The organism is Agarivorans albus (assembly GCF_019670105.1).
Taxonomy (GTDB): Bacteria; Pseudomonadota; Gammaproteobacteria; order Enterobacterales; family Celerinatantimonadaceae; genus Agarivorans; species Agarivorans albus.
On sequence record NZ_AP023032.1, the window covers coordinates 32501 to 50061 of the forward strand.

The window sequence follows — 17561 nt, forward strand, 5'->3', positions numbered from 1 at the left end:
AGAGGAGCGTTCTGTAAGCCGTTGAAGGTGAATCGTAAGGTTTGCTGGAGGTATCAGAAGTGCGAATGTTGACATGAGTAACGATAAAGGGGGTGAAAAGCCCCCTCGCCGAAAGACCAAGGTTTCCTGTCCAATGTTAATCAGGGCAGGGTGAGTCGGCCCCTAAGGCGAGACTGAAAAGTGTAGTCGATGGGAAACAGGTTAATATTCCTGTACTTCGTATAATTGCGATGGGAGGACGGAGAAGGCTAGGCCAGCGTGGCGATGGTTGTCCACGTGAAAGGCAGTAGGCGGTAAACTTAGGCAAATCCGGGTTTACATTACGCTGAGAGTTGATGACGAGTGTCTACGGACACGAAGTGGTTGATGCCCTGCTTCCAGGAAAAGTCTCTAAGCTTCAGATTATACGAAACCGTACCCCAAACCGACACAGGTGGTTGGGTAGAGAATACCAAGGCGCTTGAGAGAACTCGGGTGAAGGAACTAGGCAAAATGGTACCGTAACTTCGGGAGAAGGTACGCTCTTGATGGTGATGGGACTTGCTCCCTAAGCTGCTGAGAGTCGCAGATACCAGTTGGCTGCAACTGTTTATTAAAAACACAGCACTGTGCTAAATCGAAAGATGACGTATACGGTGTGACGCCTGCCCGGTGCCGGAAGGTTAATTGATGTGGTTAGCGTTCGCGCGAAGCTATTGATCGAAGCCCCGGTAAACGGCGGCCGTAACTATAACGGTCCTAAGGTAGCGAAATTCCTTGTCGGGTAAGTTCCGACCTGCACGAATGGCGTAATGATGGCCAAGCTGTCTCCACCCGAGACTCAGTGAAATTGAAATTGCCGTGAAGATGCGGTGTACCCGCGGCTAGACGGAAAGACCCCGTGAACCTTTACTACAGCTTGACACTGAACATTGACCCTACATGTGTAGGATAGGTGGGAGGCTTTGAAGCGTTGTCGCTAGATGACGTGGAGCCGACCTTGAAATACCACCCTTGTAGTGTTGATGTTCTAACGTTGGTCCCTTATCGGGATTGCGGACAGTGTCTGGTGGGTAGTTTGACTGGGGCGGTCTCCTCCCAAAGAGTAACGGAGGAGCACGAAGGTTGGCTAAGTATGGTCGGACATCATACGGTTAGTGCAATGGCATAAGCCAGCTTAACTGCGAGACAGACACGTCGAGCAGGTACGAAAGTAGGTCATAGTGATCCGGTGGTTCTGTATGGAAGGGCCATCGCTCAACGGATAAAAGGTACTCCGGGGATAACAGGCTGATACCGCCCAAGAGTTCATATCGACGGCGGTGTTTGGCACCTCGATGTCGGCTCATCACATCCTGGGGCTGAAGTCGGTCCCAAGGGTATGGCTGTTCGCCATTTAAAGTGGTACGCGAGCTGGGTTTAGAACGTCGTGAGACAGTTCGGTCCCTATCTGCCGTGGGCGTTTGAGAATTGAGGGGAGCTGCTCCTAGTACGAGAGGACCGGAGTGGACGAACCGCTGGTGTTTGGGTTGTTATGCCAATAGCATTGCCCAGTAGCTACGTTCGGAACTGATAACCGCTGAAAGCATCTAAGCGGGAAGCAGGCCTCGAGATTAATTCTCACTAGGACTTTAAGTCCTCTGAAGGGCCGTTGGAGACTACAACGTTGATAGGCAAGGTGTGTAAGTGCTGTGAGGCATTGAGCTAACTTGTACTAATTACCCGTGAGGCTTAACCATACAACACCTAAAGGGTGTTGCTTATAGATACTTTATTTAGAAACCATGAATACTTGTTAGTGCTCATGAGATGTTTCAGCTTTTTCGAATGTTAAAGACAACAGTTTTTGCCTGGTGGCAATAGCGTTGTGGACCCACCTGACTCCATGCCGAACTCAGAAGTGAAACGCAACTGCGCCGATGATAGTGTGGGGCTTCCCCATGTGAAAGTAGGTCACCGCCAGGCTCTCATACTAAGCCCTCGTCTAACGACGAGGGCTTTTTACTCTAGCTAAGGAAATTTTGGCCTCGCCAACTAGCTTGAGTGAACAATGTAAAAGTTTTTGCCTAGTGGCAATAGCGTTGTGGACCCACCTGACCCCATGCCGAACTCAGAAGTGAAACGCAACTGCGCCGATGATAGTGTGGGGCTTCCCCATGTGAAAGTAGGTCACTGCTAGGCTCCAAATAGTTAAGGGCTTCCCAATGGGAAGCCCTTTTTCTTTGTGCGCCATAGTTGTGTGGAGCTAACAGCAATTTTACGCTTTGTTGATAGCTTTCTTAGTGACCAAGCTGATCCTTTGTTACAATTAGCCAAGCATAGTGCTAGTAATCAAGAATCTATATTAATGACTCCACGTTTTTCTCGTAACGCATCGTTACAGTCTCTTCCCAAAATTGCGCAAGATCCACTGCAGTTTAAAACCTTGCTGAGTGCAGAAGAGTATCGCCTTGCCTTGCTAGCGCAGATAGCTGAGGCTAAAACTCGGATTTATATCGTTGCGCTTTACCTTGAAGATGATCAAGCTGGCCGCAGCATTATGGAAGGCCTGTATTCTGCTAAACAGCGTAACCCAGAGCTAGAAGTTGTTATCTTAGTTGATTGGCATCGTGCTCAACGTGGTTTGATTGGCGACGAACAAGCCGAGGGTAACGCTGCGATGTACCGTGAGTATGAACAACGTTACCCAGGCCTTATTACCTTCTACGGTGTGCCTGTGAGTAATCGCGAATTGTTTGGCGTACTGCATTTAAAAGGTAGCATTATTGATGATACGGTAGTGTATAGCGGTGCCAGTATTAACAATATCTATTTAGCGCAGCAACAGCGCTACCGCTTTGATCGTTACCACTTGATTGATAATACTCGCCTGGCTAATGCGATGGTTGACTATGTAGAGCAGTACCTAGTGAATAGCGAAGCGGTGTCTAGTTTATCGACCAATGAGCCGGTGACTACTCGTTCGCTAAAGCCTGCTATTCGTCGTTTACGCTTGTCATTGCAACGTGAGCAATACAGTTACTATCCTCAGCAATGTGAGGAGTCTGAAGTTGGCATCACACCTTTACTGGGTTTGGGGCGTCGCCAAAATTTGCTTAATAAAACCATTCGCCAGCTGATCATTAAAGCCAGCCATCAAATAACTATATGCACACCTTATTTTAATCCTCCGGGTAGTTTGTCTAGGGAAATTAGCAAAGCCTTAAAAAATGGTGTGAAAGTAAAGCTGATTGTTGGCGATAAAACCGCTAGTGACTTTTACAGCAAGCCAGATGAAAACTTTAAGGTGATCCATGCGCTACCTTATTTGTACGAGCTGAATTTGTCTAAGTTTGTTAAACGACAGCTAAAATATATTAACAGTGGTTTGTTAAGTATTCATTTGTGGTCGCATCAAGATAATAGCTTTCATGTAAAAGGTTTGTGGGTTGATGAGCGCTATAGCTTATTAACCGGTAATAACTTGAATCCACGCGCTTGGAACTTGGATTTAGAGAATGGCTTATTGATTGATGACCCGAAAGGATTATTGAGTGAGCAAAAGCAGGTCGAGCTGAATAATATATTGGCTCACACTAAGTTAGTGCATTGCGTAGCAGATTTAGACAGCCTGGCTAATTACCCCTTGCCAGTGAAGCGCTTGCTAAAACGAATAAACAGAGTGCGCGCTGACCGTTTGTTAAAACAAATCTTATAGGTAGCTGTCTACCTGCTTAGCCCAGCCTTAAGCTGGGCTAGTAAGACAAATAAGCCCTTTAGCTAGGGAATGAGAAATTTACCCCTTCACGTACCGACGCTGATGGCCAACGCTGGGTAATGGTTTTACGTTTAGTATAAAAGCGCACAGCATCAGGGCCGTAGGCGTGTAAATCACCAAACAAAGAACGCTTCCAACCACCAAAGCTATGATAAGAAACAGGCACAGGAAGAGGAATGTTAATACCTACCATTCCAACCTGAATGTTGTCTGAGAAGTAACGTGCTGCCTCTCCATCACGGGTATATAGGCAAGTACCATTACCAAATTGGTGCTTGTTAATCAGTTGCATACCTTGTTCCATGCTATCCACTCGAACCACACACAACACCGGTCCAAAAATCTCTTCTTGGTAGGCTTTCATCGTTTCGGTGACATGGTCGATTAGGGTTCCTCCAACGTAGAAGCCATCAGGGTAGCCCGCTACTTGAGTATTGCGACCATCTACAACTACGGTGGCACCATCTGCTTCAGCACTACTGATGTACATTTCAACTTTGTCTCGCTGTTCGGCACTAATTAGTGGTCCAAAGTCGTTTTCTTTATCTGAGTAGGCACCAACCTTTAGGTTCTGCATTTGCTGAGTTAAACCATCTACCAGCCTGTCGGCAATTTCGTCACCTACGGCAACCGCAACCGATAAGGCCATACAACGTTCACCCGAGGAGCCAAAAGCTGCGCCAAGTAGAGAGTTTACTGCGTTATCTAAATCGGCATCAGGCATGATGATGGCGTGATTTTTTGCCCCGCCTAAGGCCTGGCAGCGCTTACCATTGGCGGTAGCGGTGCTGTAAATGTACTCGGCGATGGGGGTAGAACCTACAAAGCTCACCGCTGCAACACGTGGGTCGGTAAGTAGGGTATCTACGGCTTCTTTATCGCCATTCACTACATTAAATACACCTGCTGGTAATCCTGCTTGATGAAGTAGTTCGGCAATTAGCATTGTCGCCGACGGATCTCGCTCAGAGGGTTTTAATACAAAGCTATTGCCGCACATAAGTGCCATGGGGAACATCCACATAGGCACCATCACAGGGAAATTGAATGGGGTTATCCCCGCTACTACTCCCAAGGCTTGGAATTCACTCCATGAGTCTATGCCTGGGCCAACGTTACGCGAATGTTCACCTTTAAGAACCTCGGGTGCAGCACAGGCGTATTCAACATTTTCAATACCACGGGTAAGCTCGCCCATAGCATCATGGACGATCTTTCCGTGCTGTTGGCCTACAAGTTCACAAATGCGCTCGGCATTCTCTTCCAGCAAGGTTTTGTAGCGAAACATAATTTGGGCACGTTTTGCCACTGGCGTATCTCGCCAAGCGGGAAAAGCTTGCTGAGCGGCGCTAATGGCTTGCTCAACCGTAGTTTTGTCAGCCAAGGCAACTTGGCTAGCAACTTGACCGGTAGAAGGGTTATACACATCTTGTGAGCGCGTGTAGTCGTTGTGGCTTTCGCCGTTAATTAAATGACCGATGATAGACATAAAGCTTTCCTTATAGGCTTAGGCTTGGCCTGATAGTTGATTAATGGAGTCGCCTAAGGCATTAAATAGGCTATCGATTTCTGCTGCGCTTACGTTAAACGGAGGCGCTATTTGTATAGTGTCGGCGCCATAGCGCACGTAGTATCCTTTTTGCCACATTTGTTGGGCCACCAAAAACGGATTAAGTGCCGGCTCACCGGGTGCATGAACAAGGCTTAAGCCTGCTGCTAAGCCCATGTTTCTTACATCGCTTACTAAATCCAACTGTCCCAGCTGATGCGCAGCATGTTCAAGTATTGGGCTCATTTCCCTTACTTGCTCAAACATGTGTTCTTTTTCCAATAAGTCCAAAGAGGCAAGTGCTGCGGCACAAGCAATAGGGTGAGCTGAGTAGGTATAGCCGTGGGGCAGCTCTAACATATAGTTTGGACCACCTTCGTCCATAAAGGTGTCGTAAATTTCTTGCTTGCAGGCCACTGCTCCCATAGGAATGACCCCATTGGTGAGCTGCTTGGCCATGTTAATGATGTCTGGCGTAACGCCGCAGGCCTCTGCTCCGGTTTTGTAACCTAAGCGGCCAAAAGCACAAATCACTTCATCGAAAATCAGTAAGATTTGGTGTTGGTCGCAAATCTCACGCAAACGTTTTAAGTAGCCAACCGGTGGTGGAATTACCCCAGCACTGCCGGCCATAGGTTCAACAATCACTGCCGCTATATTGGAAGCATCATGCATGGCGATTAAATCGATTAAGTCATTGGCGAGTTCAGCGCCTTGGTTTGGTTGGCCTTTAGTAAAGGCATTTTCTGGCAATACCGTATGGCGCATGTGGGCGCTATCTACACCGGCACCAAATATGGCGCGATTTGGGCCTATGCCGCCCACTGATATGCCGCCAAAGTTTACCCCATGATAGCCTTTGCCGCGGCCAATCAACTTGGTTTTACTGGCAAGGCCTTTTTTGCGCCAATAAGCGCGAGCGATTTTTAGTGAGGTATCGGCAGACTCAGAGCCTGAACCAGTGAAAAATACTCGGTTTAAGCCCTTTGGCATAAACTCGGTAATTCGCTCTGCCAGCTGAAATGATTTTGGGTGACCAAACTGAAAAGCGGGTGAGTAATCAAGCTGGCTGGCCTGTTGGGCAATGGCATCTACTATTTCTTGGCGGCCATGTCCCAAGCCGCAAGTCCACAGGCCTGACAAACCATCAAATATTTTTCGGCCGTCGGCGTCGAAGTAATACTTGCCCTTAGCTTGGCAAATCATTCGTGGATCTTGTTTGAACTGGCGATTACCTGAATAAGCCATCCAGTGGCTATCAAGTTGATTTTGAGTAATTCCCATATCTTGCAATGTGGCCATTTGCTTCTCCTAGCAAAGCTTTACGCTAGGTTTAGCCTAATGCTGGTTTTAAGTTACATAAATATGTATCTTTGAATCTAAAGTTTCATAAGGATGAAACATAATGCAGAAAATTTTGGGTCAACTTAGTGATATTGATTTACGCCTGCTAAAAGTTTTTAGGGTAGTGGTGGAGTGTGGAGGTATTTCGGCAGCCGAAGTCGAACTCAATATCGGTCGCTCAACCATTAGCCGACATGTTAAGGATTTGGAGATCCGCCTTGGGGTAACCTTATGCCAGCGGGGGCGAGCTGGGTTTGTGTTAAGTGCTGAAGGGCAACATATCTATCAATCTAGCTTGCGTTTGATGGGCGCCTTAGATGAGTTTCGCGCAGACGTTCAAGGCTTACACAAAGAAATGACCGGTAACCTAGCCATTGCCTTGTTCGATAAAACCGTCACTAACCAAGAAGCTAAAATCTCCCAAGCATTACAGCTATTCGACCAACGAGCACCCAAGGTTAGTTTAGATTTATACGTAGAAACCTTATCGGTGATCGAAAGTGGAGTGATAGAAGGGCGTTATCATGTTGGTGTGGTGCCGGGGCCGCGTCAATCTGCCAGTTTGGCTTATCAGTGGCTATTTGATGAAAAAATGTCTCTGTATTGTGGCTATCACCACCCCTTGTTTAAACGCAGTGATATTACGATTAGCGAGCAAGAAATTGTTAGCCAAAAGTATGCTGGCCTTGGCCACAACTCACCTAATATGGATACTTCTCAGCAAAAAGGCTTTAAGCGACACGCCACCGCTTATGACCAAGAAGCAGTCGCAACTTTATTGTTGTCGGGCAGTTATTTGGCTTATTTGCCCGACCATTATGCACGTAGTTTTGTAGAACAAGGGCTGATTAGAGCCATTGGTGGCGAGGTGTTTAGCTATGACTGTTCGTTTTTAGCAGTAAATCGTATATCACCCAAACCCTCACGGATATTGGCTTGTTTCCTAGAATGCTTAAAGCAAGCCCATCATTTAGTTTAAACGGGCGCCTATCCACGCTTTAATCGCCTTTATTTGGCTCGGTGATACACTGTGCGCCATATCAAATAGGCTAAATTCAGCCTTATAGCCTAAGGCTGACAGTTGCTGATAGGCTTGCTCACCTAAGCTTGGGGCTACTACATCGTCTTGTCGGCCATGCTGGATGAGGATCGGCGTATTAGCTTGGAAGTGCTGTTTAGGCAGGCTTTCATTAACCAAGTAAGTAGACATACATAACACACCACCTAAGGCATGCTCTAGGTTTAACGCACAGTGATACGCCACCGCTCCGCCTTGAGAGAAACCGGCCAAAATAATGTTTTTACTGGGGATGCCTTGAGCAAGTTGTTGCTCAATTAGCTGGCTAATTTCTTGGCTTACTTGTTCTAAGTGCTGTTGATTAATTTTACGCTGCGGTGAAAACGCCAGTATGTCGTACCAAGCGGGCATAAAGTAGCCAGCGTTAACGGTAACGGCGCGCTCGGGCGCTGCTGGAAAGATAAAGCGCACGGCTGCTTCATCGGGTAGCTTTAGTTGCTTAGCTAAAGGGACAAAATCTTCAGGACCAGCGCCTAAGCCATGTAGCCAAATAATACAATGGCGAGCAGCTTGCTCGGGTTCTACAGTTATAGCGTGAAGTGGCATGGATATTCCTTTGCTGATTGAGAGTCTTCTAGGTAAGCTGTGCACCAGTTTTAGCAACAGGCATTGTATGCCAATGCCGCGGAGAGACAAGCATGCAAGAATTAATCGATGAAATTAGAGCTGCCGATCAGTCTGGCGCCTATCCTAGTGAGCTACCCACAGAAGCGCAATTAGTTGAAGTTGAAGAACTTATCTTAATTCCCATGCCTAGTGATCTGCGTGCTTTCCAACTTACCGTGAGTAATGTTATCTGTGGTAGCTTAGAGCCTGTAACCATTAGCGATCCCTACTTACATACTTATTTGCCAGAGGTAGCGGCTACCGCATGGAGCTTAGGTTTACCGCGTGAGTTTATTCCTATTTGCCAAAATGGTGACAACTTCTACTTCATTAGCCAAGAAGGTGAAATTGGCTACTGGCAAGGCCAAGAAGATCTAGTACCAGAGTGGGATACCATCTGGGATTGGGCTAGCGAAGTATGGATGCAAAGCTAAACAAGCATGGATCAACAAGACTACCTCGCTAAGTTTTGGTTGGTGATTGGGCATATTCCAGAAGGGAAGGTGGCCACTTATGGCGGGGTTGCTGAAATGGCTGGTTATCCTCGAATGGCACGTGCAGTAGGGCGCTGCTTAAAAACCTTACCCGAAGACTCCAATTTACCATGGCATAGAGTGATTAATGCTAAAGGCATGATTTCCTTCCCAGAAGGCTCTCCGCAATATCAATGTCAGCGTCAGCGTCTTGAGGATGAAGGGATTATCTTTCGCAATAATAAAGTGCCTCTCACCCAGCACCTTTGGCTGGGTGATTAAGTTACTTTAGGTAGCTTAAGGCTATTTGGGCTTTAATATAGCCTGTTGTTTGGGTTCTTCTAAGCCTGCTAAGTGATGAGTTAAAGCTCGCACCAGGTAAGACTTAGACAAACCGGTTTTTTGCTTTATTTGATCTAACTCGGCAATTACCGCTTGGTTTAAGCTAAACGTGGCATTTTTTGCTGGCTGCTTAGATGCATTGCGCTTAGCTTGTATCGGCAAGTGCACCACATTTTCGCAGCCACGAGCATACAGCTCGGCTTGCGCAATAAAGCTATCTACATCGCAAAACTGTTTCGGTTTAGAAGCCCGAGGCTTTTTCTTGAGATCGTGCAATGCCATGATCTGCCGCTCCTTGCTCACATACTATAAATTCTTCAGCAATATTGCGGATTTCTTGGGCTGCTTTTCCTTCCGGCTCAAGCTCCAACACCGTGTAGCCACGCTCTTCGCTATCATCATAGATATTGCGATTAAAGGTGATGGCGTCTAGCACATTTAAACCGTAGGTTCTGCATACCTCTTTGGCCTCTTCAATACGCTTGTATTGGCTTGGCAACGATGGGCATTGGGTGAGTACAACTGCTTCTTTTAAATGAAAGTTTACCGCTTTACAGGTGTTAACTAACTCTTCTAAATGGGGCAGGGTTTTTATGTCACGCCGCTTTGGACGTAGTGGAACTATAGCGTGGGTGGCAACTGCCATACTAGAGCGTAGGGCTTTGCTATCTTGCCCTCCGCAATCTACTACCACAAAGTCGAAGCGATTTTGTAGGCTAAGTAAGTCGTTGCGAATGTTGCCGTACAGTTGCACGCAGTTAATAGTTGGAAGGTCTTCTTGCTCGTTACGTGCTTGCACCCAATCGGAGCTAGTACGTTGTGGATCGCAATCAACCAAGAGAATTTCGGTATTAAAGCGTTGTTTCAAATACACCGCCAAGTTTTGGGCCAGACAGCTTTTTCCACTGCCCCCCTTTTCACCGCCAACGAGAAGTATCATGGCTAAGTCCTTTTTGTTTTGGTCTTTTGTAAGTGTCTATGTCAGCGGAATTATTGTTTTTTAGCCGACTCCCCCAGCTTAGGCGAAAAAATAATCAAAGCAATAACCCTAATTGTTTTGAGTGTTTGTAAAGGGGTTTAAGTTATTGAATTTAATATATATTAGTGGCTGTTGAACAAGCTGAATCTAGCTGTAACAAAAGTTTTACATTAATACTAAAGTCGTAGTGCTTCAGCTTGCTTAGTCCTTGAGATAGTTTTCACTTGAACCTCGCTGCAAGCTAGTTACACTGCTTATCGCTGAATTACTCCTTAGAAGGCGGAGCGCATGTTAAAAAAATTGATGAGTGTTATGGCGTTGGTGATGGCGGTATTGATTATTACCCCCGACGCAGAGGCCAAACGCTTTGGTGGAGGTAAGTCTTGGGGTAAAAGCCAACCTACCTTTAAAAAACAACCAAGCCAAACTAATCAACAGGCTAATCAGCAGCAAAACCAAAACAATGGTACTGCCGCAAATACTGGCCGTCGCTCAGGGATGATGGGTGGATTACTAGGCGGCTTATTAGCCGGCGGTTTGTTTGCTGCTTTGCTTGGCGGTGGGGCCTTTGAGGGCCTACAGATGATGGATATTTTGTTGTTTGCTTTAATTGCCTTTGTGGCGGTGCGTTTCTTACGTGGCCTCAACCAACAAAAGGCAGCGGCAATGAATCACCAACCCGCACAGGCTTATCAAGGCCCTCAGGCAGAGCAACAGTGGCAACAAGGTGGTTTTGCTAGTGCTAGTCAACTTGCTAGCGGAAGCGAAGACGACGTGCCGTTTAATCCGCCAGCAGGTTTTGACGCGAATGCCTTTTTAGAAGGCGCTCGTGGTCACTTTGATACTCTGCAGCGCGCTTGGAACGACAACAAGCTAGAAGTGATGCAAGAATACTTGAGCATTGAACTTTATAACGCCCTCGCTGAAGAGCGTCGCTCATACGGTTCTGAAGAAATTAATAGTAGTGTTGTATTTATTGATGCCGAACTAGTTCGTGCTGATCACTCAATGTTAAATGCCGAAGTAAGCGTTAAATTTACTGGTAAAACACGTGATGAGGGTAGCGGCCAAGAAAGCGATGTTGCCGAAGTATGGCACTTAGAGCGCAAACTCGATCAAGCTAATTCACCGTGGTTGATTGTGGGCATAGAAGCGTAATGTCTGGTGATGACTCACTAGTAGTTAAACAAGCTACTAGTGAGTGGTTTTTGTATATTATTAGAACCAAACAACGGCATTTGTATACCGGCGTGACTACCGATGTAGCGCGCCGTTTTGCCGAGCACCAACAAGGTGGTGTTAAAGGTGCCAAAGCCCTACGAGGAAAAGGCCCACTACAGTTGGTGTATCAACAATGTTTGGCCTCTAAGCAGCAGGCGATGCGCTTAGAGTATGCCATTAAACAATTGCCAAAAGCCGCTAAAGAACGCTTAGTGCAGGGAGAAATAGATTGGCAAAGCGTGTTGCCAGAATCAAGCTCCAAAGCTTAAGTTACTAAGAGTTAACTTAAGCTCTACACATCAAAGTTATTGCCAGTCGCTAAGTCCATAGCGTTGTAAAATTTTGGCTAACTCTCCACTGTTTCTTAAACCTTGTATGCCTTCGCTTAAGCGATGAGCTAAAGCCGGGCTTTGTGGATTATCCGGAGAAAAGGCAATGTACACTGGCTCGGTACTAAAGCTTGTGGCGAAGCGAATGTCGTTATTATCTCCCCGTTGGTGGGTGTAATAATTCACTACACTTTTATCTTCGACGTAGCCATCAATTTTGCGTTCCATCAGTAGCTTATGCATACGCTCAAGCGCCTGTTCACTGCGAACAACCACCAAATTACGTCGATGTTGATGAGCACTAATATAGGCATCAAGTTCATCGTTGTAGTCATAATCAGCAATCACCGCTATCGTCAGGTCTTCCAGTGAAGGAACGCCTTGATACTGCCAGTTGCTATCGCTACGCATCACTAGTACTTGCTGGGCTTTACCAATGGCCAACCTAGGGTAAACAAAACCTTCGGCTTCGCCGGCGAGCGCCCCTACCACCGCTTGATAAACACCTTTTTGAGTATGACGCAGCGCGCGTGACCAAGGCATCTCAACCAGGCTTACTTGATAATCGGGCGCAAAAATCTGCTGTGCAATCTCGATGATGTAACCCGGTGAGCGACTGTTTGCTTGGCAATTAAAAGGGCACCAGCGATCAGCGGCCAAACGCAGAGGCTCCGCTTGGCTAGCTGCGCTCGGCAAGCTAAGTACCAGCAACAGTAAGGTGGTTAAGGTGTTTTTGTAGGCTAACAAGGCGAGCTTAAATCAAGGGTGACGATAGTAAGCATTGCATAATCTCAATACAGCTAGTTAATGCAGTGCATTATGCTGATTTATTGATGGATTGTACTGATTTACCCAAGGCACCTTAGCGGTTAATTCTATGGTGCTGTTTAGCTAAGTTGACAGTAAAAGCTTTTCTTCGAGATTTAAAGCTGCTTGGGCCACAAGCTTGCTGGCCTAAGCTTATAGGCCAGTGTCTGAAGCAGAACGCTTTAAGCGCTTCTGGCTTAACTGCTTTTTCCATAGGGAGAGCTGCTTTGGTAAGGGGCTTTGCAATACCAAAGGTACCACAATTAGAGCCGCGCCAAGCCAGGTTAACCAGTCGGGCATTTCACTAAAAAATAGCCAGCCAAAGATTGCTGCACCAATCAATCCGGTGTATTCGGCGCTAGCAATGCTGTTGGCGTTAGCCGACTTATAAGCAATGACGGAACCAGCGTGCAAAAACAAAATGAATAAGCTACTTCCGCCGGCAAGGTATAGCAGTGACCAATTAAAGCCGTGCAAGTGTGGCCAAGCCAGAGTTAGCGTGGCCGGAACAACCATTAGGTTGGTCCAAAATAAGCTAGTGACTACCGATTCTTGTTTGGGAATGTACTTTACCGTTAGGTTGCTTAAGGCAAGTGTCAGCGCCGTGCCTAAAGCTGCGATAGCTCCCCAGTTAAATTCGGTGGGGCGAATAATTACCAGCACACCGATAAAGCCAATGAATGCGGCAGCCACTTGAGTTCGGTTTACTGGGCTTTTGTGTAACCACATGCCTAGTGGCAACATCATAATGGGTGCGGCGTAAAATAAGGCATTAGCGGTGGCTAGCGGCAGCGCTATTAAGGCTACCACCATGCAGCCAGAGCCCGCTAACCATAAATGCCCACGAACTACATGCACTAAGGGTTTTGCTGGCAGTTTTTGTTTGGTGAGCAAAAATAAAGGCAATAACAATAATAGCGTGCTGAGTTGGCGATATAGCAGTATTTCAAATACTGAGGCTTGTTCTCCGGCTACTTTCATCAGTGCGTCAGACAGCACTGCGATCTGATTAGCTACCACTAAAATGAGGATGGCAATAAAGTTTGAGTTGTTACGCATAGCTGCCTCCCGTTAATTAATGGCTAATAGGTGAAGCAGCAGTGTAGAAGCTTGTTAAACATTAAAAAAATGATAATAATTAAAAATACATGAAAAAATTTAATGTATTTGCATGCGAACTCTACCTCCACTTAATGCCTTAATTGCCTTTGAGGCTGTAGCGCGAAATCAAAGTGTCGCCAAAGCAGGCGAAGAATTAGGCATTAGCCAGAGCGCGGTAAGCCACCGCTTGCGCTTGCTTGAAGAGTATTTAGCCGAGCCTTTGCTGATTAAAGTTGGCCGCCAACTACAACTAAGTGAGGCTGGGCGCAGCTACTTTAGCGAAGTAGAGCGTATTTTAAATGAATTAAGCCACATCACCCGCCAAGTAAAAGGTGAGGGGGTTGCGCAACTTAGGCTTACTGCTTACAGCTCATTTGCCTTAAAACGTTTGATACCCTTGCTTCCAAGCTTTAGGGCGCGTAATCCAGAAATTGATTTACGCTTGCAAATGATTACCGAGGAGCCGGTCTTGTCTAGCGCTACTGGTGACTTGTTCATTTGTTTTGCTGATTCAGCTCCTGGTTATGTGAGCCACTTATTGCACAAGGAACGGTTGGTGGCGGTATGTTCGCCCAGCTTTTATCAAGAAATCGATCAAAATAACTGGCGGCAAGAACTCCCACAATTTCCCTTGTTGTCTTGTGACTTAGATGAAGATGCTCAGCAACCAGGCGGGGATTGGGCGGTGTGGTCTAAGGGTTTGGGGATATCGCTGCCAAGCAATCAAGGCTTCCATAGTTTTAGTCACCAAGTGCTCGCCTTAGAAGCCGCAGCAACTGGCCAAGGCATTGCACTGGTGAGCGACTTTATGGTGGAAAAAGACATTCGCGAGGGTAGTTTAGTCGATCTACCGGTGTCTTCGGTATATACCGGTTACGACTTCTACCTTTGTTATAAACAAGCTCGCAGCCGCGACCAAGGCTTGCGCGCAGTGGCTGATTGGCTGATAGAAACGGCGGCTAGTCCGCTAGAAGTTTAACTAACAGTAAACTTAAGCTGTCGACAAAGTCTAAGCGTAAAATTTCAAACTCATCGTTTTGCATCACTTGCTGCATGGTCGACGAAGGGTGGCTGGTATGCCAACAACCAATAACCGCTTGATAAAGAAACATCACTTTAGTGAGAGCTTGTTGTTGGCTTAGCTGAGGCGACCAATGCAAAAACAACTTGGCTAGTTGTTCGGCCATGGTTTTGAGCTCACGTTTAAAGTTGATGGCTTGTTCAATGTTCTCTTGTTTTTCTAATACCGTATGCAAAATGGCCGAGAGGTAACAAAAGGTAGGTTGAGCGGCAATGGTCTCGGCTAATACTCTAGGTTTTAGATTTTGCTGAGATAAACGCTCCAGCCCTAGTAATAGCTGTTTAGCCTCTTCTAAATAAAGTGCCATAAACAAGCTTTCTTTGTTGGCAAAGTAACGATACAAAGCCGGCTTTGATAGCTCTAGTTGTTCGGCAAGCTGGCTAAGTACTACCTGTTCGTAGCCATGTTCGCCTAAGGCTAATTTAGCGGTGCTGAGTATCTGTTGGCGGCGTAATTGCTTTTGTTCAGGGCTGATGGCGCGTTTTTTAATAGCTGTATTCACAATGGTATTCATTAAGCTCTTGATAGGTAAACCTTAGTCACTAATTGCGCTAAAAGCTATTTAGCAATTGCTTAGCTCTTAGCAAATCTCTTATGGGAGAGAGCAGGTTTACTGTAGCGTTCTATTATTAAGTGATAATACCGCCAAGCTTGGCGGTAAATAAACCTAAGTTTTGCGAGCTTTGATCCAAACTTTAAATAAGTTACTCATGGAAACTTGTGTTTAGAGGTGGTGAAGTCTATATAAGTTACCAGTGGTATCTTAATTTAAGTCTTAGGACAGGGAGCCAAGTGAAACTCAGTCGCCGTTCATTGTTAAAATACAGTATTGCTACCGCTGCGCTAGCTAGCGGAGGAGCATGGCTGGTGAGCCCTGCTTCCATAGATTTTAAACCTATGCCAAAGCTTACTTTAAAGCCGCAATACCAACAGGTGTTTTGGTACTTAATTCCTGCTTTCTTAGAAGGTGCTGTGGCTAGCGATGATGTAGCGCGAAAGCAACATGTGCTGGCCAATATCGATCAAGCGTTCAGCATTCTAGAACCCCATACCCAAGCTGAGTTAAATCAACTACTAGAGATATTAGCCTCTCGTGGAGGTTGGTTATTGCTAAGTGCTGGTGCAGCCCAGCTTAGTGAGTTATCGATAGCGCAGCGCTTATTGTTGTTACAGCAATGGCAGCAGCACTATCTACAGCTATTACGACAAGCCTATCAAGGCTTACATGAACTGATTACTGCCGCTTGGTACGGTGATCCAACAGCGTGGCCAGAATTAGCTTATCACCTGCCAGTGCAAGCTAGGGGCTTAGTGAATGATTAAAGATATTATTGCTGAGGGCCTAGCATCGGGCTGGCAACATATTGATGGAGCCAGCCAACAAGGTGAGCAAGAGCTAGATTGTGACGTACTAATTGTTGGCAGTGGTGCCGGTGGCGGGATCAGTGCGCAAGTGCTTAGCCAGGCAGGGCTTAAAGTGATGGTCGTTGATGAGGGACCACTCAAAAGCAGTCAAGACTTTAAGATGCAAGAGCGCAGCGCTTACCCCGACTTATACCAAGAATCGGCTGCACGAAAAACCAAAGATAAAGCCATTAGCATTTTCCAAGGGCGTTGTGTAGGCGGTTCAACCACCGTGAATTGGACCACCTCTTTGCGTACTCCAGAACCCACGTTGCAACATTGGCAACAGCGCTGGGGTTTTAAGCAGGTAAATTCGCAAAGCCTTGCGCCTTACTTTGTTAAAGCAGAGCAAATGTTGGGCATTAGCCCTTGGCTGCAAACAAATCAAAACAATGCTTTATTGGCGAAAGGCTGCGAGGCTTTGGCGTGGTCTTATCAAGCGATACCTCGCAATGTAAAACAGTGTTGGGACTTAGGTTACTGTGGCATGGGGTGTCCAACTAATGCTAAGCAGTCGATGTTAGTAACAACAATTCCCGCTGCGCTCAGTGCTGGCGCTACCTTGTTAAGTCGGTTTCGAGTGCAAACTTTGCATTTTGATAAAGGTGCTATCACCGGTGCGCAATTGCAGGCTTTAAATACTTCGCAGCGCTTGCATGGCGCGAGTATTAAGATTAAAGCGCGCCAGGTCGTGTTGTCGGCAGGTGCTATTGGTAGTCCTGCTGCACTGTTACGCTCCAAGGTTCCAGATCCTTATCAGCTGGTGGGTAAACGAACCTTTTTGCACCCAAGTGTGATGAGTGGGGCGGTGTTTGAGCAAGCGGTAAACAGTCATCAAGGCGCGCCGCAATCGGTGTATTCCGATCACTTTGTATGGCGAGAAGGCAGTGAAGGAGAGTGTGGCTACAAACTGGAAGTACCTCCGGTACATCCTATTCTGTTGGCCACTAAAATTAGCGGCTTTGGTCAGTTTCATAGTGACATGATGCAGCAGATTAACCATCTGCAAGTTACCATTGCCCTACTGCGCGACGGCTTTAATGAGCAAAGTATTGGCGGGCAAGTGCAGCTTCGCGATGATGGAAGTCCTGTGCTGGATTATCCCATCAGTGATTTTGTATGGCGAGGAGCGCGCCGGGCTTTATTGAGCATGGCCGAACTGCAGTTTGCTGCAGGTGCTAAACAAGTATTTCCCTTGCATGAACAAAGCAAGCTAGTGAGTTCATGGCCGCAGGCCAAGGCTATGATTGAGCAATTGCCAATGCAGGCCTTGGCTACGCGTTTAGCCTCGGCACATGTGATGGGAGGTTGTGCCATGGGAGGCGATGAACAAACATCCTTAGTAGATGAAGACGGTAATTATCGCTGGCTGGATGGCTTAAGTGTGATTGATGGCTCGGTGTTTCCCACAAGTTTAGGTGCTAATCCGCAACTCAGTATTTATGCTATGGCTTTAAGAAATGCCGAATTGCTGGCAAAACGCCTACAAGCTTAGGCTTTGCTTAAGCAAA

17 protein-coding genes and 3 rRNA genes (1 of these 20 cut by a window edge) are annotated in these 17561 nt (G+C 46.6%); 12 read left to right on the plus strand and 8 right to left on the minus strand.

Translation table 11 applies throughout. The features are described from left to right. The 4 genes from K5620_RS00135 to pssA all read left to right on the plus strand — a co-directional run. Positions 1-1718 (plus strand): 23S ribosomal RNA (locus K5620_RS00135) (it extends 1172 nt beyond the left edge of the window). A gap of 110 nt (positions 1719-1828) precedes the next feature. Then, a 5S ribosomal RNA gene (gene rrf, locus K5620_RS00140) occupies positions 1829-1944 on the plus strand. 100 nt (positions 1945-2044) lie between these two features. Next, a 5S ribosomal RNA gene (gene rrf / locus K5620_RS00145) occupies positions 2045-2160 on the plus strand. Positions 2161-2203: 43 nt separating this feature from the next. After that, positions 2204-3676, plus strand: coding sequence for a CDP-diacylglycerol--serine O-phosphatidyltransferase (gene pssA / locus K5620_RS00150; RefSeq protein WP_016403858.1), 1473 nt, complete (start codon positions 2204-2206; stop codon positions 3674-3676). A 58-nt stretch (positions 3677-3734) separates the two neighbouring features. Here pssA and K5620_RS00155 read toward each other — a convergent pair whose 3' ends face one another. Then, positions 3735-5225 (minus strand): CoA-acylating methylmalonate-semialdehyde dehydrogenase, encoded by a 1491-nt coding sequence (locus tag K5620_RS00155; RefSeq protein ID WP_016403857.1) that lies wholly within the window; start codon positions 5223-5225, stop codon positions 3735-3737. 18 nt (positions 5226-5243) lie between these two features. Further along, entirely contained in the window at positions 5244-6587 is a 1344-nt protein-coding gene (aptA, locus tag K5620_RS00160; protein WP_016403856.1) for an omega-aminotransferase AptA, read from the minus strand. Positions 6588-6690: 103 nt separating this feature from the next. Between aptA and K5620_RS00165 the strand changes: the two genes are divergently transcribed. After that, positions 6691-7608, plus strand: a complete 918-nt coding sequence (locus tag K5620_RS00165; RefSeq protein ID WP_016403855.1) for a LysR family transcriptional regulator — start codon at positions 6691-6693, stop codon at positions 7606-7608. Here K5620_RS00165 and K5620_RS00170 read toward each other — a convergent pair. After that, positions 7600-8253 (minus strand): alpha/beta hydrolase, encoded by a 654-nt coding sequence (locus tag K5620_RS00170; RefSeq protein ID WP_016403854.1) that lies wholly within the window; start codon positions 8251-8253, stop codon positions 7600-7602. The genes K5620_RS00165 and K5620_RS00170 overlap by 9 nt on opposite strands. 92 nt (positions 8254-8345) lie before the next feature. Here K5620_RS00170 and K5620_RS00175 point away from each other — a divergent pair, with 92 nt between their 5' ends. Both K5620_RS00175 and K5620_RS00180 read left to right on the plus strand, forming a co-directional pair. Then, entirely contained in the window at positions 8346-8747 is a 402-nt protein-coding gene (locus K5620_RS00175) for an SMI1/KNR4 family protein (RefSeq protein ID WP_016403853.1), read from the plus strand. Positions 8748-8753: 6 nt separating this feature from the next. Beyond that, entirely contained in the window at positions 8754-9068 is a 315-nt protein-coding gene (locus K5620_RS00180; RefSeq protein WP_016403852.1) for an MGMT family protein, read from the plus strand. A 21-nt stretch (positions 9069-9089) separates the two neighbouring features. On the opposite strand, the gene K5620_RS00185 is transcribed toward K5620_RS00180, so the two are convergent. Then, a complete protein-coding gene (locus K5620_RS00185) occupies positions 9090-9410 on the minus strand; it encodes a ribbon-helix-helix domain-containing protein (protein ID WP_016403851.1) in 321 nt (106 codons plus the stop codon). Beyond that, positions 9370-10068, minus strand: a complete 699-nt coding sequence (locus tag K5620_RS00190) for an AAA family ATPase (RefSeq protein WP_016403850.1) — start codon at positions 10066-10068, stop codon at positions 9370-9372. Before K5620_RS00190 ends, K5620_RS00185 begins: the two co-directional genes overlap by 41 nt. Before the next feature lie 327 nt (positions 10069-10395). Here K5620_RS00190 and K5620_RS00195 point away from each other — a divergent pair, with 327 nt between their 5' ends. Beyond that, complete coding sequence (locus K5620_RS00195) at positions 10396-11265, plus strand: Tim44 domain-containing protein (RefSeq protein WP_221077432.1); 870 nt, start codon at positions 10396-10398, stop codon at positions 11263-11265. Beyond that, the gene (locus K5620_RS00200; RefSeq protein ID WP_016403847.1) at positions 11265-11597 is read left to right on the plus strand and encodes a GIY-YIG nuclease family protein; all 333 of its coding nucleotides are present in this window, start codon (positions 11265-11267) and stop codon (positions 11595-11597) included. Before K5620_RS00195 ends, K5620_RS00200 begins: the two co-directional genes overlap by 1 nt. A 36-nt stretch (positions 11598-11633) precedes the next feature. Here the strand turns inward: K5620_RS00200 and K5620_RS00205 are convergent, their stop codons facing one another. Together K5620_RS00205 and K5620_RS00210 are read right to left on the minus strand one after the other, a co-directional pair. After that, positions 11634-12404, minus strand: coding sequence for a substrate-binding periplasmic protein (locus tag K5620_RS00205; RefSeq protein ID WP_016403846.1), 771 nt, complete (start codon positions 12402-12404; stop codon positions 11634-11636). Between the two features lie 213 nt (positions 12405-12617). Further along, a complete protein-coding gene (locus tag K5620_RS00210) occupies positions 12618-13523 on the minus strand; it encodes a DMT family transporter (protein WP_016403845.1) in 906 nt (301 codons plus the stop codon). Between the two features lie 112 nt (positions 13524-13635). Here K5620_RS00210 and K5620_RS00215 point away from each other — a divergent pair, with 112 nt between their 5' ends. Further along, positions 13636-14544, plus strand: coding sequence for a LysR substrate-binding domain-containing protein (locus K5620_RS00215; RefSeq protein ID WP_016403844.1), 909 nt, complete (start codon positions 13636-13638; stop codon positions 14542-14544). Here the strand turns inward: K5620_RS00215 and K5620_RS00220 are convergent. Continuing rightward, positions 14525-15160, minus strand: a complete 636-nt coding sequence (locus K5620_RS00220; RefSeq protein ID WP_016403843.1) for a TetR/AcrR family transcriptional regulator — start codon at positions 15158-15160, stop codon at positions 14525-14527. The two genes, K5620_RS00215 and K5620_RS00220, sit on opposite strands and share 20 nt — an antisense overlap. Before the next feature lie 278 nt (positions 15161-15438). Here K5620_RS00220 and K5620_RS00225 point away from each other — a divergent pair, with 278 nt between their 5' ends. Next, the gene (locus K5620_RS00225; RefSeq protein WP_016403842.1) at positions 15439-15969 is read left to right on the plus strand and encodes a hypothetical protein; all 531 of its coding nucleotides are present in this window, start codon (positions 15439-15441) and stop codon (positions 15967-15969) included. Then, entirely contained in the window at positions 15962-17545 is a 1584-nt protein-coding gene (locus K5620_RS00230) for a GMC family oxidoreductase N-terminal domain-containing protein (protein WP_016403841.1), read from the plus strand. Before K5620_RS00225 ends, K5620_RS00230 begins: the two co-directional genes overlap by 8 nt. Positions 17546-17561: the final 16 nt, after the last annotated feature.